This is a genomic window from Pleurocapsa sp. PCC 7327, from assembly GCF_000317025.1.
In the GTDB taxonomy this organism is placed as follows: domain Bacteria; phylum Cyanobacteriota; class Cyanobacteriia; order Cyanobacteriales; family Microcystaceae; genus Hydrococcus.
Genome location: NC_019689.1, coordinates 942,874 through 960,584 on the forward strand (window position 1 = coordinate 942,874; position 17,711 = coordinate 960,584).

Sequence of the window (17,711 nt, forward strand, 5' to 3'; positions counted from 1 at the left end):
CAATTGACAATTCGCAATCGGAAGACAGCAGATTCCCATACTGCCCTGCTCGCTAATGAAACAACCCTGCGCCCCGAATTTCTCCGCCCTTAAATGACCCTATCTCCTAGCCTACAAGCCAAACTCTCTACACCTCTAAAGATCGGTTCGCTTGAGGTTAATAGTCACGTTTTGCAGTCTCCTCTCTCTGGGGTGACGGATTTGGTATTTCGACGCTTGGTGAGGCGTTATGCGCCAAAATCGATGATGTATACGGAGATGGTAAGCGCGACCGAAATCCATCACCTCAAGGAACTGCCGAGAATCATGGAAATCGACCCCGACGAACAGCCGATTAGCATTCAACTGTTCGACTGTCACCCCGATTTTATGGCTGATGCCGCTCAGAAAGCAGTGGCAGAGGGCGCTCAAACAATTGATATCAATATGGGCTGTCCGGTCAATAAAATTACCCAAAAAGGCGGTGGTTCTTCTTTACTGCGCCAGCCAGAAATTGCCGCAGCGATCGTCAAAGAAGTAGCCGGAGCGGTCGATGTTCCCGTAACCGTCAAAACTCGCCTTGGCTGGGACGATGGCGAAATCAACATTCTCGACTTCGCCAAACGAATGGAAGACGCAGGCGCAGCAATGTTGACTTTGCACGGACGCACCCGCGCTCAAGGATACAACGGTTCGGCGCGGTGGGACTGGATCGCACGAGTCAAGGAAGTACTCTCAATTCCCGTTATTGCCAACGGAGATATCGTTTCTGTCGAATTCGCCGTGCGCTGTTTAGAAGAGACGGGTGCTGATGGGGTTATGTGTTCGCGGGGAACCCTAGGGCATCCTTTTTTGGTTGGAGAGATCGATTATTTTTTGAAGACGGGAAACCCATTACCATCACCGACACCCGTCGAACGTCTCGAATGTTCCAAAGAGCATTTGTGCCTTCTGTGGGAATATAAAGGCAAACGAGGGATTTTTCAGTCTAGAAAGCATCTGGCTTGGTATTGTACGGGATTTGCTAATGCATCTGAGTTGCGAGACAAAGTATCTCGGATCGAAACCGTCGAGGAAGGATGCGAGTTGCTCGATCGCGCCATCGCCCGTCTGGTTTGTTTGGAAAAGTAGTATTTTTTTCCCTTTTGAATGGGACTGACATGCCGAAATCGGGAGCTTACGCTGAAATTTAGGTCAAACGGTAGAAGCTATGCTTGAGTTTGAGAGCGATAATAGAATCTATGGAAAGCCCCGAAAAACTATGAGTCTTAAGGAGATCTTCAAACAGGGTTTAAGAGATGGTTATCTCGATCCAAAGCTCAAAGCAGAAGTGATGCGAATTTGCCATCCCGATTCAATTTTGTCCGCTGAAGATCGCGTTTATTTAGATCGGTTAATGGGTGCAATTTTAACGGGAGAAATTGCTGGATTATATTTATAAAAATTTGAATGGGAAATTGATACAAAGATAGGATTTCGGGGCAATCTATAAAAAGAAGTTCGCTAGCTCGGATCGATCGCGCCATCATCGGGGTCAGAGAGGGGCTAAGGCTAACAATTTTTTCCTCTTGCAATTAAACCGGACTTATGAAATCTTGGCTCGGTTGGCGTAACGATAACGGATCTAAATTTCCTGAAGGCACGATCGCCCGCGATCGCGCAAAAGCTCAAAAGCCCTTCCAATCCTCCATTCCTTTATTCGGCAGCGTTGCCGCCCTTCTATTTTCCCTCGGTTATTGGATTGCTCCTTCTGCTTGGGCAGCCGAACGCTTAACCGTTCGCGCGGGACTTTTTGAGCACTCAGTCGAAGTAAAGTCCCTGGAACATTTAGCCAAGACGGGAGAAGTGCCATCCTCGCTAAAATCCTATGAGTTTTTGTTAACCCCTACTATCAAGCAGGCGTTTACTAAGAGCTTACATGTCGATTCGGCTCTAATCGAGCCACTTCTAGCAGATTTATTTAGCTCTCCCGATGGCGAAAAATTACTCGACCAACTCAGCAAAGCGCTACCGGGAACCGACGCGCAACGGATTAAAGATACCTTCAGCCTTGCTTTGCACGGAAGAGATGCTCTGAATTTTCTGAGTTTTATACGCGCCTATCCCGACGCAAATCTTACCGTCGATCTTGCCGAGGTGGCTAAGATCGCCGTGCAACTTAATGCTTCCGCTTGGCAAAATCAAATGATGAGTCCTCGACTAGAACGCGACCTCCGAGTAGAGGCAAATGAAAATGTTCCTCTCGGTATAGATCCAACCGTATCGGGTAACGAAGCCGTTTCGATGGTGACGTTGAGGTTGAAAGATGGAACGAGACAGCGCAATATTCCCGTAGACATTTACTACAGCAGCAATACTCGCGGTCCTTTGGTCGTCATCTCTCATGGATTTGCAGCCGATCGCAAATTTCTCCGCTATCTTGCCCGACATCTAGCGTCCTACGGCATGACAGTCGCTGCCCTAGACCATCCCGGTAGCAATATTGCCGTGCTAGTGAAAAAAGCCTTGGGCATGCGAGTCAGTCAGCTATTGCCTGCCTCCGAGTTTATCGATCGCCCTCAAGACATCAGTTTCTTACTCGATCGACTAGAGATCCTCAACCGACGCAAAGGTGTCCTGAAAGGTAAATTGAACGTGCGGCAAGTAACGGTTATCGGTCACTCCTATGGCGGTTATACGGCTTTAGCCGTCGCGGGAGCAGAACTCAATCCGAAAGCGCTGCGCAGCTTTTGCCAAGCCGTGTCTCTTCTACAGCGTTCGCCTGCCGACTGGTTGCAATGTGCGGCTTCCGAATTGCCCTACGGAAGACGACAGTTTAGAGATCCCAGAGTCGCCCAAGTTATTGCCTTCAATCCCATTATCGGCAATCTCTTCGGCAATGATTTGTCTGGGGTAAAGGTGCCGACATTAATGGTTTCTTCATCGGGAGATGGGATCACGCCAACTATCTCTCACCAACTGCAACCGTTTCAGCAATTGTCGGGAGAAAAATACCTTCTAGTCGCGATCGGCGCAACTCACATGAGCTTGACGGATATCAGTAACTTAAATAGTACTGTCGGACAAAGTACTTTAGTGCAAGAGGTGATGGGAAAAGATGCCGAATCGATGCGACAAATGGCAAAGGCGATCGCTTTAGCCTTTGTCGAACAGCTAACGCCCGCGGCCCCAACCTATCGACCGTTTTTATCGCCTGCTTACGTCCAATCGCTTTCTGACGAGAAAATAACTTTTCGTTTGGCTAGAGAACTTCCTCCCACTGTAGATGCTTGGCTGAGCGTTCTTAATTTAGGCAATCGATACGCTGACTCCGACAAATCTGAAGGCAAGCCTTCCATTCTCAAGGCAATTCAAGGGTATTTTATTAATGCCAGAGAGATGATATCTCCGCCCGCTTACTGTAGCGGACAATTAGACCGCTTATTTACCGGACTCTTGAACACCTACGATAGCGACCGCTATTATTGGGATAGTTTGGCTTAACGACAATTAACATCAAGCTTCTTCTTGTAATTTTTGCCCGATCCGAGGTTCGGTTCCGGCAAGGAGACGACTGATATTGCTTCGGTGACGAACGATTACATATATTCCCGCTATGGCTGCAAATAGAATATAAGGAAGGGGTTGTTTGAGAAAAATCATTAGCATATTAACCGCGATCGCGCCGCCAATCGAACTGAGAGAAACGATTCTCGACAGTACTAAAACGATTAAAAAACTTGCTAACGCTCCCAAAGCCACAACAGGGTTCATTACTAATAAAATGCCTAAGCCAGTGGCTACAGATTTCCCTCCGCTAAAGTTGAGAAAAATCGATTTACTGTGACCGAAGATCGCCGCTAAACCTGTGGCAACGATGAGCCAAGGCTGCCAATTGGCAGGAAGAATTTCTGTAGGATAAACCGCATAAAAAAGATCGACCAATGCAACTGCGATCGCTCCTTTGAGGAGATCGATTAATAAAACCGCGATCCCAGCACCTTTTCCTAGCGTTCTCAGAACATTAGTTGCCCCAGTCGAACCAGAACCATGCTCTCTAATATCGATTCCTTTGAGATAGCGTCCGGCTAGATATCCAGTCGGAATCGAACCGAACAAATAAGCAACGATTGCGAGTAGTCCGCTGACAAGTATAGAGACAAGCATGGTGAGTCGTTAGTGGTTAGTCAACCGATGAAAAGATTTACGATTTTAGATTATCCCACGACTAAAGTGCGTGGGCTTGAAAGTCTTTTAATCGATCGAGAGTCTTTTGCCACTAATTGATTTCGCGATATCGCAAACGATCGCGCTAAAATCTATAGCAAATCTTCCTCATGGCTATTTTTGATCTCGCGATCGCGCGCTTTCGTTGACGATTGATAAAGTTCGATAAATCGATAATCTTTACACGGATTGATAGCGCGATCGCACTTCTAAATACACCAACAATGCATTAATGTCAGCCGGATTCACGCCGCCAATTCTGGAAGCTTGACCGATGGTTAAAGGTTTAACTTTGTTTAATTTTTCCCTTGCTTCCATTGACAAAGTGTCAATTTTTATGTAGTCAAGATCTTTGGGTAATTGGCGATTGGCGTGACGCGCGATTTGGTCGATTTGATTTTGTTGGCGTTGCAGATAACCGGAATATTTAATCTCGATTTCTACGCCTTCTTTTTCGGCGGGATCGAGATGGGGATTGCCCAAGCCAAAACGTTCTAAATCGACGTAATGAAAACCGGGACGGCGCAACAGGTCAGCAAGGGGAATCGAGCCTTTGATTTTTTGTCCGGTTGCCGCCGCGATCGCGATGCCGATTTCATCTTTTTCTTTGACGCGCGTTTCGTGCAGTCGTTCCTTCTCGGCAACGATATTTGCTTGCTTGCGCTGGAAGATTTCCCAACGACGGTCATCTATCAAACCAATTGCGCGACCTAGTGGCGTGAGGCGTTGGTCGGCATTATCAGAACGCAAAATCAACCGATACTCAGATCGAGAAGTTAACATGCGATAGGGTTCCCGCAGGTCTTTGGTACAAAGGTCATCAACTAGCGTTCCGATATAGCTTTCTTCGCGGGGAAAAACGAGCATTTCCCGCCCCCTAACGAATCTAGCTGCATTGATTCCCGCCACGATTCCCTGGGCTGCGGCTTCTTCGTATCCGGTCGTTCCGTTAATTTGTCCCGCACAGAATAATCCTTCGATTTTCTTAGTCATGAGAGTGGGATAGCACTGCGTCGCAGGCAGATAGTCGTACTCCACCGCATAGGCAGGGCGCAGCATGACGCAGTTTTCCAATCCCGGCAGAGTATGCAACATGGCGAGTTGCAGGTTCTCTGGCAGTCCGGTAGAGAATCCCTGGATATAAAGTTCGGGAATATCTCGTCCTTCGGGTTCGATAAAGATTTGGTGACTTTCTTTATCGGCGAAGCGAACGATTTTATCTTCGATAGAAGGACAGTAACGCGGTCCTTTGGAATCGATAAACCCACCATAAATTGGGGAGAGATGCAAGTTATCTCGAATCAGTTGATGGGTTTCGGCAGTTGTGCGGGTGAGATAGCAATTCATTTGCTCTCTGTGTACCCAAACTTCTGGATCGAAGCTGAACCAACGGACTTCTTCATCGGGAGGTTGAGGTTCTAATTTGCTGTAGTCAACAGAACGCTTATCTACTCGTGCGGGAGTTCCCGTTTTCAGCCTTCCGGTTTCAAAACCCAGACGGTTCAAAGTTTCAGTTAACCCGACGGCGGCAAACTCCCCAGCGCGTCCTGCTGACATCGATTTACCGCCAACCCAAATGCGACCGCCTAAAAAGGTTCCCGTGGTGAGAATGACGGCTTTGGTTTGGAAGCAAGCGCCAAAGTAGGTTTGCACGCCGATAACTTCGTCGTTTTTCCCCAATACCAAGTCTGTCGCCATGCCTTCGCGAACGAGCAAATTTTCTTGGTTTTCGACGATATTTTTCATCACTGCGGCATATTCGCGCTTGTCGGTTTGGGCGCGCAATGCCCAGACAGCAGGTCCTCGCGAGGAGTTGAGAACGCGCTTTTGTAGGTAAGTTCGGTCTGCCATTTTGCCAATTTCCCCGCCCAGTGCATCGACTTCGTGGGTAAGCTGGGATTTGGCTGGTCCTCCGACGGCTGGATTACAAGGCTGCCAAGCAATTTTGTCTAGGTTGAGGGTTAGCATGAGGGTACGACAACCCAGACGGGCGCAAGCGAGGGCAGCTTCGCAACCTGAATGTCCTGCCCCAACTACGATGACGTCAAAAGCGTCTTGGAATTCTATCGAGGATGCGATCGTCATAGTCTAAGCGTTGGCTCGGCAAATACGTATGTTTATTTTAGCGGCTAGTCGGATTTGGAAGCATTGTCTTGAGACTCTCTAAGATAGAAGAAGCCAAGTAAGAGAAGACGTTTTCCAGGCATGACAAACATACTAAAGACTAAGATAAGGTCTTTTTTCTTCGCGCCTTCTTGGTTTTGGATGGCGATCGCTATTTTATTGGCAACATCGTTAGCTTTGCGTTTTTGGGAGTTGGGACGATTTAATCAGCTAGTCTTCGATGAAGTTTACTACGTTAAATACGCTCAAAACTATCTAAGTCGCACGCCTTTTTTTGACGTTCATCCCCCGCTAGGGAAATATTTAATTGCTTTTGGGATTTGGGTTAGCAAGCTTCATTTTTGGAATCCTACAGGTCAGACGACAGCTTTTGGCTATCGCTGGCTAAATGCTTTGACTGGTTCTTTGATTCTGCTAATTGTTGCTGGGATCGCCTATCAGTTAAGTTATCGTCGCAGCTACGCTTTTATCGCGGCTTGGTTTGCCTGTGCCGACGGGTTGCTATTGGTTGAGTCTCGCTATGCTTTTTTGAATATTTATCTAGTTTTTTTCGGATTATTGGCTCAGTGGTGTTTTTTAATAGCTTTAGCCCAGAAATCTCTACTGCGTTGGTTGTATCTCGTTTTGGCTGGTATTTTTTTCGGGTGTTCTGCTGCGGTTAAATGGTATGGATTGGGATTTTGGTTGGGAATTGGTGCGGTTTGGGCAAGTGCCCGGATCGTTAGCTGGTGGCAACGCGATCGCAAGCTATCATTCAATCAACCTTTTTGGCAGAATTTATCCAAATTCAAATTATGGCCTTTATTGGTCTTTTTGGGAGTAATTCCAGTCGTCGTTTATTGCTTGCTCTGGATTCCCCATTGGCAACTCGATCGCGATCGCGGATTTTGGGAATTACATCAGAAAAGTTGGACGTTTCACCAACAACTAGGGAGTAGTTCTCAGATCCATCCCTACTGTTCTCCCTGGTACAGTTGGGTTTTGATGGTTCGTCCGGTGGCGTATTTTTTTGAGAAATCGGGAAATTCTGCCCAATCTACCGTTTACGACGTGCATGGCATGGGCAATCCAATTCTATGGTGGCTAGGCACGATCGCAATGCTCATTTTAGTAGGAAAAATAGCGCAACAAGTATACCCGATTCAGAAAAAACGACAACGGGAGTTTGATTTCTCGATTCCGCTTTATTTGCTGTTGAATTATGGGGCGAACTGGTTGCCTTGGATGCTGGTGCATCGCTGCGCTTTTCTCTACTACTATATGCCAGCCTCGATTTTTGGTTTTTTGGCGATCGCTTATCTAGTCGATCGATGGCTGTATAGCGATAATCTTTGGTGGCGGGCGATCGCTATAAATATTATTTTTTTCATTTTGATGGGTTTGGCTTATTGGTTGCCTATCTATCTAGGTCTGCCTTTATCAAGGGAGGCATTTGACCATCGCATGTGGTTTCGTTCTTGGTATTAAAGTTGTTCGCGCTACAACAATTGCGACAAAAACCGGAAATCTTTTATAAGAATTCAAAGCGGCGCGTTACCTTTACCGTTACAATAAGCTACTGCATAAACTTATATCTTGCACCTACCCAACTTATCGCCAGAGAATAAATTCTCAACCCTAACAGGATAAGTCTGTTTTAACGGACTTATCTCTTCTTGAAGTCAGATTTATCTGACTTTAGCTATCAGCCAAGAAATTTATTTCTTGGTAGGATGAAAAGCTGGTGCAAGATCTAAGAGGTTGTCCCAAAAGTATAGAATGTCATGTCGAGCGTAGCGATCGCGAAGCGAAACATCTGATTATACCAACTCCAAACAGAGATTCTTCGTTACGTTCTCCTACACTGGAAATGACAAAATGGACTTTTTAGATGTCCCCTAAGTAAAGACAAAAAGAAAAAAATTTATTCTTTTTCTTATTGTCTTCAAAGTAATAGATATCAAATTATTATTTAAAGGACTATGGCAAAAGTTCTCGTATCCGATCCTATCGACCAAGTGGGCATTGAGATTCTCTCGCAAGTTGCCCAAGTAGACGTAAAAACTGGGCTTTCTGCTGATGAATTGATTAAAATTATTCCCGAATACGATGCACTGATGCTGCGTTCTGGTACACGGGTGACGCAAGAAATCATTGAAGCAGGAACTCAACTCAAGATTATTGGCAGGGCAGGCGTGGGCGTAGACAATATCGACGTTCCAGCAGCGACTCGTCAAGGCATTATCGTCGTCAACTCTCCCGAAGGCAATACGATTGCCGCAGCCGAACATACCCTAGCGATGATGCTATCCTTATCCCGCTATATTCCCGATGCCAATGCCTCTGTCAAAGGGGGAAAGTGGGATCGCAAAAGCTATATCGGTTCCGAAGTGTACAAGAAAACGCTAGGAGTGATTGGTCTAGGGAAGATAGGTTCCCACGTCGCAACCGTGGCAAAAGCAATGAACATGAAAATTCTTGCCTACGACCCTTTTATTTCTAAGGAACGGGCAGATCGACTCGGTTGTACCTTAGTAGACTTGGATTTTCTCTTTGCCGAAGCCGACTATATCACCTTACACATTCCCAAAACGCCGGAAACCACCCATCTCATCAATGCGGAAACGCTTGCCAAGATGAAACCTAACGTTCGCATTATCAACTGTGCGCGAGGTGGCATTATTGATGAAGAGGCTTTAGTAGAAGCCATAGAATCGGGCAAAATTGCTGGGGCAGCCTTAGATGTTTTCGAGCAAGAACCTTTAGGAGAATCGAGATTGCGAGAACTCGGTTCTAAGGTGATTCTTACCCCTCATTTGGGAGCTTCGACAGAAGAGGCGCAGGTCAATGTCGCGATCGACGTTGCCGAACAAATTCGAGACGTGCTGTTGGGATTGCCAGCGCGATCGGCAGTCAATATCCCGGGACTGACCCCTGACGTGATGGAAAAACTCAGACCCTATCTGCGCTTGGCAGAAACGCTGGGCAATCTAGTCGGTCAACTGGCAGGGGGACGAATCGAGCGCTTGACGGTCAAGTTGCAAGGCGATTTGGCTGAGGTTAACAGCCAGCCAATAGTTATCGCTTCGATCAAAGGACTTCTCTCTCAAGCATTGCGAGAGCGCGTCAATTACGTCAATGCCGCAATTGAAGCCAAAGAACGCGGGATTCGCATCATCGAAACTAAAGATGCTTCGGTTCGGGATTACTCCGGTTCGCTTTATTTAGAGGCGCAGGGATCGATGGGAGAACATTCGGTCACGGGGGCGCTGTTGAGCAATGGAGAAATCCGCATTACCGATCTCGATGACTTCCCCATCAACGTTCCGCCCAGCAACAATATGTTATTTACTCTCCATCGAGATATGCCGGGAATTATCGGCAAAATCGGTTCTCTACTGGGGAGTTTTAACGTTAATATCGCCAGCATGCAAGTAGGTCGAAAGATAGTTCGAGGCGATGCGGTCATGGCGCTTAGCCTCGACGATCCGCTACCAGAGGGATTGCTATCAGAAATTACCAAAGTCGCGGGTATTCGCGATGCTTATACGGTCAAGCTTTAAGAAATTGTTATTGATTTGTTATTGTTTGTTGTTTATCGACGTACAAATAAATAACAATGAATAAACAGCGATCGATAACCAATCTCCTCCTATGTCAAACAGTTGGTGGGAAATTCAAGTTCTGTGTCATCCAAACATGGAAGAATCCGTTTTTTGGCGGTTGCAAAAGTTTGGGTGTTCGGGAACCGCGACCGAAAGAAAGGAACAATCCTATCTAATTCGCGCTTATCTGCCTCAAATCAAGGCGCAGGCGCTGGATTTAGCAGCGCTTTCTCTGTGGCTGCGCCAGGATGCGATGATTCTGAATCTTCCCCAACCGATAACTCGCTGGCAATTGATTGACGAAGAAGATTGGGCGAGTAGCTGGAAACAACACTGGCAACCAACGGAGGTGGGCGATCGCATTCTTATCTATCCCGCTTGGTTAACCCCCCCCGAAAACTCAGATAGGATTATCCTGCGCCTCGATCCCGGCGTTGCTTTCGGCACGGGAACCCACTTAACCACTCAGTTGTGTCTGGAATCGCTGGAGATGCGCATGCTCTATCCCAGCGGCGAAGCGGTGCTGGCCGATATTGGCTGCGGTTCTGGCATTCTCGCGATCGCTGCTATCTTAATGGGAGCGCCCAAAGTCTACGCTGTCGATATCGATCCCCTCGCCGTCGAGTCCGCCCGTCAAAATCGCGCCCTCAATCAAATCGATGCGGATCGCCTGATAATCGAGCAAGGCAGTCTTGAAAAAGTGCTAGAAATGGCTCCTGAAGGCGTTGATGGCGTTTTTTGTAATATTCTCGCAGAAACGATTATCGAGATGATTCCCCAGTTTGCCAAGCTGATCAAACCTAAAGGCTGGGGAATTCTGAGCGGCATTTTATTAGACCAAGCTAAATCGGTGATGGAACCTCTCGAAGACAATGGTTGGGTTGTCGCCGCCCTTTGGAAACGTCAAGATTGGGCTTGTCTGAATATTAGACGGGCTTAGTTATAGGCGGCTGCCATAATTTGTTGCGAAATAGGTGAGAATGTTCGGGATGATAAAGACGCGATCGCGCTTCCTCGCCGATCTCGCCCAAAGCCGGACTAATGATATAAAGCGTCGTTCTGATTAACGCTTCTTGCCTAGTCGTTTGAGCCATTTTTTCGAGCGGCACAATGCAAATTTTCTCATCCGACCAACCAACCCGGAAACAAATAGCAACGGGAGTGTCTGGAGGATAATGCTGTAGTAACTTCTCCTGGGCTGACTCGGCGTGACGAGCAGCCAAATACAGACACAAACTGGCTTTGTGAGCTGCCAGAGAAGAGAGTTCTTCCGACTCCGGCATCGATGAGGCGCGACCGCCGATACGGGTCAGAATAATCGTCTGTACCAGGTCGGGTACGGTCAATTCTGCCTCCAATTTAGCAGCGGCAGCTTGGAAGGCGCTAATGCCGGGAATCAGTTCGTAGGGAATATTGGCAGCAGCCAAAGCTCGGATTTGCTCGCCAACGGCACTGTAGAGGGTTAGATCGCCCGAATGAATGCGGGCTACAGACAGATTGGCTCTCACTCGTTCGATAGTTAAAGGGATAATTTCTTCTAAGGTTTTATTGCCCGTGCGAATCAGTTCGGCATTGGAACGGACATCTTGTAAAATTTGTTTGGGAACGAGAGAATCGGCAAACACGATAACATCAGCTTGCGAGATGATTTTGTGTGCTTTAACTGTTAATAATTCTGGGTCGCCCGGACCCGCACCGATAAAGTAAACGGCAGGTTTGAGAGGATTTGACATTTTCTCGGATCTATGAATGGGGCTTGTAACGGTAAATTAAACTCACAAAAAATTAGCTAGAAACAACGCCAATTCTCGGTTTATCGTTTCTTTATATACCCTTAATATTTTTATCAAGTTTTTTACTTTTCGTTGTTAGTCTTTATCTAAGCTTTAAAAACATTGGGGATTACCCTCATGCCGCTGAAGCCTGGAGCTTTATTAATCGTCATCGGTTGGACAGCTTTGTTAGGAGCTTGCTCCCCACCAGAAGAGGAAAACACTTCTTCGCCAGGAGCGAGCAAGCCTATCACCGAAATTGTCGAAGTCGATGGCGCACAGAACCCCACGGATGACCAAGAAGTATTTCTGTTAGAGCAACAAACGCAAGAAGGCGAAATTGTTGACTTTGGGAATCCTGAAAATAGTGGCTTGAGTAAAGCTCCAGAAGAGCAACCTAGCAATTAGCTTTCGCGGGAGTCTACTGATAAAGACAGCAAACAAGCTGGTCGCTACTAAGCATACATCAAAGTATTGAGAGAAAAAAGAGAGGAATTACTCTATGAAATCTCGTTCTCGTATCACTTTTTTCAATCTGTTGGCTAGCCTGCTGGGTGCAACTGGAGCCAGTATCATGCTCGGTCTGCCCACTCTAGCTCAAATGCCAGAAAGTTCTGGAACCGTGGGATCGCCAACGGAAGCAACAGAAGCTGGAAGCTCGACAACTCCAGGCTCTGGCATGGAAGTAGAAAGCGAATCCACTGGAACACCTTCTACTTCAGAAACCGAGACCGAAACCGATCCTTCGGCTACGGAAACCGAATCGACCACCGAAGACCCTTCGGCTACGGAGACCGAGACCGAAACCGATCCTTCGGCTACGGAAACCGAATCGACCACCGAAGACCCGAAAATTATGAAGACATCTCCGGATGCCGATTCTACTTCTCCTTCGGGTTCCATGGAAGAATCTAGTCCTTCGGGGACGATTGGAGAACCTAGCTCCAGCCCCTCAGAGCCGGGAACGGGCAGCACGACTTCGCCTAGCGGTACGACCGCGCCTGTAGAAAGCCCTTCAGGAACGGGTCAATAAGTTTCTTGGGTGACTTATCAGTGGAGTAGCTAGTTTAATATCAATGTAGTTCGTGTAGAATTTACGCGAACTTTTTTTGTTTTTTGGGATCGAATAACTCAGTAGACCTGTTATGAAAAAGTCAGAAAAATCAATTTTCACAGGAACAGGTCTAATGTTAAGAGCGCTTATCGGGCTTCGCTCCCTACGGCAGAGGGCAGTTCTCAGATAGCATCCGGCAAGATTATAAAATTATTAAGGCAATCCATCCCTTAAGCTGCTACGGGCAAGTCCACCTCGCTTTCAACCAGTGCGCCGTCAGTTACTAGCGAGCGACTTTTGCCACCTTTTTGTAAAAGATCGAGCGTCATCGCCAGCAGCGCCTTCGCTTTGCGAGTTCGCCATTCGTCTACTACTGCATCGACTTGTACCTGTGGTAGGCGACGCTGAAGTGCTTCGTAGAGATAGCCCGCGTGGCGGGTTTCGTCTTGGGCAACGCTGAGGATTCCCTGCTTGAGAGAGCGACTGCGAGGCTCGTCTTCTGGCAACACTGCCGCCATCCTAGCAAAATCTTTACTGGCATCTAATTCTAGGATATAAGTGCTAGCGAGGAAAACAAGCCAATCAATGCGATCGGGTTTGATATCTTCGCGAGAATATCCTTCATAGTACGCCTCGAAAAAAGGACTTTTTCTTTCTTGTTTGGACGACTTTTCCTGGGGCAATTGTTTGAAATCGATGACTTGTTTGCCATGCTGTTTGAGGGCGTGGGCAAAGATTTGACCGTGACGCATTTCATCGGACGCATGGCGGGCGAGTTTTTCGGCTAGCCATTCATCGCCTTCTGCTTGCGCCCGTTTACGGAGCGCTTCTAAAAACGGAACCGACCCGGATTCTGCCAGTTGAAAAGCAGCGAGAAAGTTTGGACGAGTCAGGGGATCGCGCAAATGGCGAGCTGAAAAGTAAGCAGCAGCACCCGCTCCAATCAAATGTAAAATATTTGTTAAGAAATTCATAATCTTTATAAAAACTTGCAACAAAACTACACATAATCCTATCAAATTATTTTTTTTTCGCGATCTTCTGTGCGATCGCGCTTTCCGAACTTTTGAAGATAGACTTTTTCATGCTAAAAACAATCACTCCTCTCATCCTCACATCAACGAAGCGCCCAATATTGATAATTATGAACTTGGTTTTGTGTCAAAATAATTGGCAATCGCTACTTTTGCAAAAGACGAGCATGATGGCGATCGCCCTCACAATCGAGGATGAAAATTTATTTTCACCCACAGGTCTATTGATGGTCGCTGCTGTTTCTCTGGAAAGGGTAGGTAAAGTCTATAATAAGATTCCTGTCGTTAACGATCTCTCCTTCGAGATCGAAGCGGGAGAAATGTTTGGGCTTCTAGGACCAAATGGAGCCGGAAAATCAACCACGATTCGGATGTTGATTACCTTAACCCAACCATCCCAAGGTCGTATCGAAGTGGCGGGTTACGAGATCGATCGCCATCGCGATCGCGTCAAGCAAAATATTGGTGTAGTCTTGCAACAAATTAGCGTTGATGGGGATCTCTCGGTATGGGAGAATATGGAGTTTCACGGACGAATGCACCACATTCCCAACCCAAAGCGTCAAAAGTCGATCGATCGCTGGCTGGAATATGTAGAACTGGCAGATCGCAAGGAATCTCTGGTGAAAACTCTTTCTGGTGGAATGAAACGCCGCTTGCAAATTGCTAGGGCACTGCTACATCAACCGCAAGTTCTCTTTTTGGACGAACCCACAGTAGGATTAGACCCGCAAACCCGTCGTCGCCTTTGGGAAATTATTCGCGATCTAAATCGTCAAGGCATGACAATACTATTGACGACTCATTATATGGAAGAGGCAGAGTTTTTGTGCGATCGCATCGGCATTATGGATGCTGGTCAACTAATCGAGTTGGGAACGATGGACTATTTTCGTTCTAAGTACGGACGAGGATTGGTGGTTAAGCAAGCGGGCGATCGCTTAGAATACAAGTTTTTTCCTACTCTAGAAGCAGCGAATGCTTATTTAGAAACCTTGCCAGACAAAACGGGGACAATGACTCGCCTATCTAATTTAGAAGATATTTTTGTCGAACTGACAGGACGTAGACTTGATTGAGGGATGGGGACTTTTGAGACGGGGAGACGAGGGGACTGGGAGAGGGGGGACGGGGAAATGGGGAGACAATTAACCACTAGCCACCAACCACTAACCACTAACTAATCTCCAATCCAAAATCCAAAATTAAATGACTAGACTAGCAACGAAAATTGAAGCTATTCTTTACCTAAAGGGTCAGCCGCTTTCGGCGAATGAGATTGCTCAGTTGGCTGGGTGCGCTCGCGAAGAGGCAGAAGAAGCGATCGTCGAACTGATGTCAGATTACGCTCATCGAGACAGCGCCTTAGAAGTTATGGAAACCCCTAGGGGTTATAGCCTTCAATTGCGCTCTGTCTTTGAAAATCTGCTTCAAGTATTGGTTCCGGCAGAATTAGGAACGGGTGCTCTGCGAACCCTAGCCGCGATCGCTCTTAAAAGTCCGATTCTCCAAACAGATTTAATCGAATTACGCGGTAGCAGTGCCTATCAACAAATTCAAGAATTAGTAGAATTAGGCTTTGTCCGAAAACGCCGTCAAGCCAACGGTCGTTCTTATTGGTTAGAAATCACGGATAAATTTCATCAATATTTTGAGATTGACGAAGGCAACGCAGCAGCTATAACCCGTATCCGACGAAACGTTGAAGAACCATCTCCAGCCATTTCAACAGACGCGATCGCTAAAGTGTTGGGTAATCAGTAATCAGTTAATCCTCATATTCTTCTCTAAATCCTAATTTTTTTAGCAAAATAAGATTAAATTTTACCAATTGCGATCGCTCGCTTGGTTTTATATGCACTTTGGCAATCTAACATCAGATAAAAAAGCGATCGCTTTTTGTTGGCGATCGCGATTGTGTGTTGCCATTGCTGCTGTTTTTTTCGGGGAGCACCTCCTTTGCCGATAGGTTACGACAACGTGGTTTGATTTAGAGGTTTGGATGGTTTGGGTTGGCTGTCTTCTTTTACTTGCCTCAAAAACCCGTTTTTTATGCTAATTGACTGAATTATTCATATTTTTTTACAAATCGTCTCAGTTCTTTATCGAGGTTCTGGAAAATCCGCTTTAAAGGCACTGTATTTTCCTCCCAAGGCTTCTACAATGGCGCGAGTATTGGACACCATCATCTTGATATAGCTATCTCCGTCGCTACCCGGTGCGCCGATGGAATCCGAATAGAGTTCTCGCGGTGCTACTTTTACTCCTGCTTCCTCGGCGACGGCTTTAATAAGAGCAGGATTAATCGTCGTTTCGGCAAAAATAGCCGGAACTTTGGTTTTTTGGATAGAATCTGACAAGTTTTTGACCGTTTGGGCGCTGGGTTGTTCTTCGGTGCTAATTCCAATTAGCGTACCAGCGATCTTCAATCCGTAGGCGCGAGCATAATATTGAAAGGCATCGTGGGTAGTTACTAGCCTGCGTTGATTGTTGGGAATGGTTTGAATCTGTTGAGCGATCCAGCGATCGAGTTGCTGTAGTTCTTTGACCAATTGTGCTGCATTTTGGGTAAATTCTTCTTTATCTTCTGGCGAACTTTCGATTAAGCGATCGCGAATTGCATTTACCATAGCAATTACATTTTTTGCATCTCCCCAAACGTGAGGATCGGGAACTCTTTTGCCTTCTTTATCCAAATCTAAAGGGGTAACGACCTCTGCAACGGCAACTTTTGTAGCTTTCACCCCTGCGGCATTCATTAATTTAATGAGTCCGGGTTCTAGATTGTAACCGTTGTAAAAAATTAAGTCTGCTTCTTCAAAAGCGGCGCTGTCTGCGGGAACGGGTTCATAAATGTGAGGATCGGCACCGGGTTGGAGGATGCCTTTGTGTTTGATTTCATCTGCGCCAACTCGTTGGGTTAAATCCGCAATGATGGTGCTAGTAGAGACGACTTTTGTCGTAGTCTCATTTCTATCCGATGATTGAGGTTGGCAGCCAAATCCGCAGAATACGATCGATATTATTAAAGCTACTAGCCACGGAGATCTATTCATTTCATTTCCTTCTATAGTTGCTTTCATAATCTTCTCATAATTATTTTCATATTTCTTTCATTTTTGCATTATCCTAGTTGAATAAGGCTGTATTGAAGTCTGTAGGCGAGCGATCGGAGTACTGGATATTTATGAGTAATACTGATGGAATTGTCATCAGCCATTTGGGAGTTTCCTATCGAACGGTCGAGGCGTTGAGGGATATCACCTTACAGATAAAACCCGGACGGTTAACGGGTGCGATCGGTCCCAATGGTGCTGGCAAAAGTACTTTAATTAAGGCTATGTTGGGTTTGATTCCCATCAATCAAGGTTCGGTACACTACGATGGACGACCTTTGATAGATTGTTTGGACAAAGTTGCTTACGTACCTCAGCGATCGCAAATTGACTGGACTTATCCTGCTACGGTCTGGGATGTGGTAATGATGGGACGAGTGCCGAAAACGGGATGGTTTCGACGTTTTTCTGCTATGAGTCGTCGCCTCGCCGCAGAAGCATTAGAGAGGGTACAAATGAGTGCTTATCGCGATCGTCCTATCGGTCAACTTTCCGGGGGACAGCAACAGCGAGTATTTTTAGCGCGATCGCTTGCTCAAGAAGCGGATATTTTCTTCTTTGACGAACCTTTTGTTGGGGTGGATCGCAAAACTGAGGACATTCTTTTTAATATCTTTCACGAATTAGCCAATGCAGGCAAAATTGTTTTAGTAGTTAACCACGATCTAGGGGAATCAATTACTAATTTTGATGATTTGATTCTTTTGAATAAAGAATTAATTGCTGTTGGTGCAAGACAATCTGTTTTGAAAGAAGAAAATCTCTATCGTGCCTATGGAGGTAAGGTGGTTTTCTTTGAGGAAAATCCCTTGCGAGTTGTGGCGTGAGTTGAAGAGGAGAGT

The 17,711-nt window shown here is 46.4% G+C and carries 16 protein-coding genes; 11 read left to right on the plus strand and 5 right to left on the minus strand.

Translation table 11 applies throughout. The annotated features are described in order from the left end of the window. The first annotated feature begins 93 nt into the window (after nucleotides 1-93). From dusB to PLE7327_RS04215, 3 genes are all read left to right on the plus strand, one after another. Entirely contained in the window at nucleotides 94-1,110 is a 1,017-nt protein-coding gene (gene dusB / locus PLE7327_RS04205) for a tRNA dihydrouridine synthase DusB (RefSeq protein WP_015142621.1), read from the plus strand. Between the two features lie 130 nt (nucleotides 1,111-1,240). Next, nucleotides 1,241-1,420 (plus strand): hypothetical protein, encoded by a 180-nt coding sequence (locus PLE7327_RS04210; RefSeq protein WP_015142622.1) that lies wholly within the window; start codon nucleotides 1,241-1,243, stop codon nucleotides 1,418-1,420. 146 nt (nucleotides 1,421-1,566) lie between these two features. Beyond that, the gene (locus PLE7327_RS04215) at nucleotides 1,567-3,462 is read left to right on the plus strand and encodes an alpha/beta hydrolase (RefSeq protein WP_015142623.1); all 1,896 of its coding nucleotides are present in this window, start codon (nucleotides 1,567-1,569) and stop codon (nucleotides 3,460-3,462) included. Nucleotides 3,463-3,474: 12 nt separating this feature from the next. On the opposite strand, the gene plsY is transcribed toward PLE7327_RS04215, so the two are convergent. After that, a complete protein-coding gene (gene plsY / locus PLE7327_RS04220; RefSeq protein ID WP_015142624.1) occupies nucleotides 3,475-4,125 on the minus strand; it encodes a glycerol-3-phosphate 1-O-acyltransferase PlsY in 651 nt (216 codons plus the stop codon). A 240-nt stretch (nucleotides 4,126-4,365) separates the two neighbouring features. Then, nucleotides 4,366-6,270, minus strand: a complete 1,905-nt coding sequence (mnmG, locus tag PLE7327_RS04225) for a tRNA uridine-5-carboxymethylaminomethyl(34) synthesis enzyme MnmG (protein WP_015142625.1) — start codon at nucleotides 6,268-6,270, stop codon at nucleotides 4,366-4,368. A gap of 120 nt (nucleotides 6,271-6,390) precedes the next feature. Here mnmG and PLE7327_RS04230 point away from each other — a divergent pair, with 120 nt between their 5' ends. The 3 genes from PLE7327_RS04230 (at nucleotide 6,391) to prmA (ending at nucleotide 10,833) form a co-directional block, all read left to right on the plus strand. Beyond that, nucleotides 6,391-7,776, plus strand: a complete 1,386-nt coding sequence (locus tag PLE7327_RS04230) for a dolichyl-phosphate-mannose--protein mannosyltransferase (protein ID WP_041391842.1) — start codon at nucleotides 6,391-6,393, stop codon at nucleotides 7,774-7,776. A gap of 494 nt (nucleotides 7,777-8,270) precedes the next feature. Beyond that, nucleotides 8,271-9,851 carry a phosphoglycerate dehydrogenase gene (serA, locus tag PLE7327_RS04235; protein WP_015142627.1) on the plus strand — a complete coding sequence of 527 codons (1,581 nt, stop codon included), beginning with the start codon at nucleotides 8,271-8,273 and terminating at the stop codon, nucleotides 9,849-9,851. A gap of 91 nt (nucleotides 9,852-9,942) precedes the next feature. Beyond that, on the plus strand, nucleotides 9,943-10,833 hold the full coding sequence (prmA, locus tag PLE7327_RS04240) for a 50S ribosomal protein L11 methyltransferase (RefSeq protein ID WP_015142628.1): 891 nt from the start codon (nucleotides 9,943-9,945) through the stop codon (nucleotides 10,831-10,833). On the opposite strand, the gene cobM is transcribed toward prmA, so the two are convergent. Beyond that, entirely contained in the window at nucleotides 10,820-11,626 is an 807-nt protein-coding gene (gene cobM, locus PLE7327_RS04245; protein WP_015142629.1) for a precorrin-4 C(11)-methyltransferase, read from the minus strand. The genes prmA and cobM overlap by 14 nt on opposite strands. 177 nt (nucleotides 11,627-11,803) lie before the next feature. On the opposite strand from cobM, the gene PLE7327_RS04250 reads away from it, so the two are divergent. Beyond that, nucleotides 11,804-12,073 carry a hypothetical protein gene (locus PLE7327_RS04250; protein ID WP_015142630.1) on the plus strand — a complete coding sequence of 90 codons (270 nt, stop codon included), beginning with the start codon at nucleotides 11,804-11,806 and terminating at the stop codon, nucleotides 12,071-12,073. A 94-nt stretch (nucleotides 12,074-12,167) separates the two neighbouring features. Beyond that, nucleotides 12,168-12,698 (plus strand): hypothetical protein, encoded by a 531-nt coding sequence (locus PLE7327_RS04255; RefSeq protein WP_015142631.1) that lies wholly within the window; start codon nucleotides 12,168-12,170, stop codon nucleotides 12,696-12,698. A gap of 251 nt (nucleotides 12,699-12,949) precedes the next feature. On the opposite strand, the gene PLE7327_RS04260 is transcribed toward PLE7327_RS04255, so the two are convergent. After that, entirely contained in the window at nucleotides 12,950-13,693 is a 744-nt protein-coding gene (locus PLE7327_RS04260) for a hypothetical protein (RefSeq protein ID WP_041391843.1), read from the minus strand. 287 nt (nucleotides 13,694-13,980) lie between these two features. Between PLE7327_RS04260 and PLE7327_RS04265 the strand changes: the two genes are divergently transcribed. Together PLE7327_RS04265 and scpB are read left to right on the plus strand one after the other, a co-directional pair. Further along, entirely contained in the window at nucleotides 13,981-14,832 is an 852-nt protein-coding gene (locus PLE7327_RS04265; protein ID WP_041392776.1) for an ABC transporter ATP-binding protein, read from the plus strand. A 130-nt stretch (nucleotides 14,833-14,962) separates the two neighbouring features. Then, the gene (gene scpB / locus PLE7327_RS04270) at nucleotides 14,963-15,517 is read left to right on the plus strand and encodes an SMC-Scp complex subunit ScpB (RefSeq protein ID WP_015142634.1); all 555 of its coding nucleotides are present in this window, start codon (nucleotides 14,963-14,965) and stop codon (nucleotides 15,515-15,517) included. A 338-nt stretch (nucleotides 15,518-15,855) separates the two neighbouring features. On the opposite strand, the gene PLE7327_RS04275 is transcribed toward scpB, so the two are convergent. Further along, nucleotides 15,856-16,809: a metal ABC transporter solute-binding protein, Zn/Mn family gene (locus PLE7327_RS04275; RefSeq protein ID WP_254658084.1), complete on the minus strand. Its 954-nt coding sequence runs from the start codon at nucleotides 16,807-16,809 to the stop codon at nucleotides 15,856-15,858. 131 nt (nucleotides 16,810-16,940) lie between these two features. Here PLE7327_RS04275 and PLE7327_RS04280 point away from each other — a divergent pair, with 131 nt between their 5' ends. Further along, entirely contained in the window at nucleotides 16,941-17,696 is a 756-nt protein-coding gene (locus PLE7327_RS04280; RefSeq protein WP_015142636.1) for a metal ABC transporter ATP-binding protein, read from the plus strand. The last annotated feature ends 15 nt before the right edge of the window (nucleotides 17,697-17,711 follow it).

Coding starts and splice junctions, on each gene's coding strand:
- dusB (WP_015142621.1), top strand. CDS start 94: ATGACCCTATCTCCTAGCCTACAAGCCAAACTCTCTACACCTCTAAAG.
- PLE7327_RS04210 (WP_015142622.1), top strand. CDS start 1,241: ATGAGTCTTAAGGAGATCTTCAAACAGGGTTTAAGAGATGGTTATCTC.
- PLE7327_RS04215 (WP_015142623.1), top strand. CDS start 1,567: ATGAAATCTTGGCTCGGTTGGCGTAACGATAACGGATCTAAATTTCCT.
- PLE7327_RS04255 (WP_015142631.1), top strand. CDS start 12,168: ATGAAATCTCGTTCTCGTATCACTTTTTTCAATCTGTTGGCTAGCCTG.
- scpB (WP_015142634.1), top strand. CDS start 14,963: ATGACTAGACTAGCAACGAAAATTGAAGCTATTCTTTACCTAAAGGGT.
- PLE7327_RS04250 (WP_015142630.1), top strand. CDS start 11,804: ATGCCGCTGAAGCCTGGAGCTTTATTAATCGTCATCGGTTGGACAGCT.
- PLE7327_RS04265 (WP_041392776.1), top strand. CDS start 13,981: ATGGTCGCTGCTGTTTCTCTGGAAAGGGTAGGTAAAGTCTATAATAAG.
- prmA (WP_015142628.1), top strand. CDS start 9,943: ATGTCAAACAGTTGGTGGGAAATTCAAGTTCTGTGTCATCCAAACATG.
- cobM (WP_015142629.1), bottom strand. CDS start 11,626: ATGTCAAATCCTCTCAAACCTGCCGTTTACTTTATCGGTGCGGGTCCG.
- PLE7327_RS04280 (WP_015142636.1), top strand. CDS start 16,941: ATGAGTAATACTGATGGAATTGTCATCAGCCATTTGGGAGTTTCCTAT.
- plsY (WP_015142624.1), bottom strand. CDS start 4,125: ATGCTTGTCTCTATACTTGTCAGCGGACTACTCGCAATCGTTGCTTAT.
- PLE7327_RS04230 (WP_041391842.1), top strand. CDS start 6,391: ATGACAAACATACTAAAGACTAAGATAAGGTCTTTTTTCTTCGCGCCT.
- serA (WP_015142627.1), top strand. CDS start 8,271: ATGGCAAAAGTTCTCGTATCCGATCCTATCGACCAAGTGGGCATTGAG.
- mnmG (WP_015142625.1), bottom strand. CDS start 6,270: ATGACGATCGCATCCTCGATAGAATTCCAAGACGCTTTTGACGTCATC.
- PLE7327_RS04275 (WP_254658084.1), bottom strand. CDS start 16,809: ATGAATAGATCTCCGTGGCTAGTAGCTTTAATAATATCGATCGTATTC.
- PLE7327_RS04260 (WP_041391843.1), bottom strand. CDS start 13,693: ATGAATTTCTTAACAAATATTTTACATTTGATTGGAGCGGGTGCTGCT.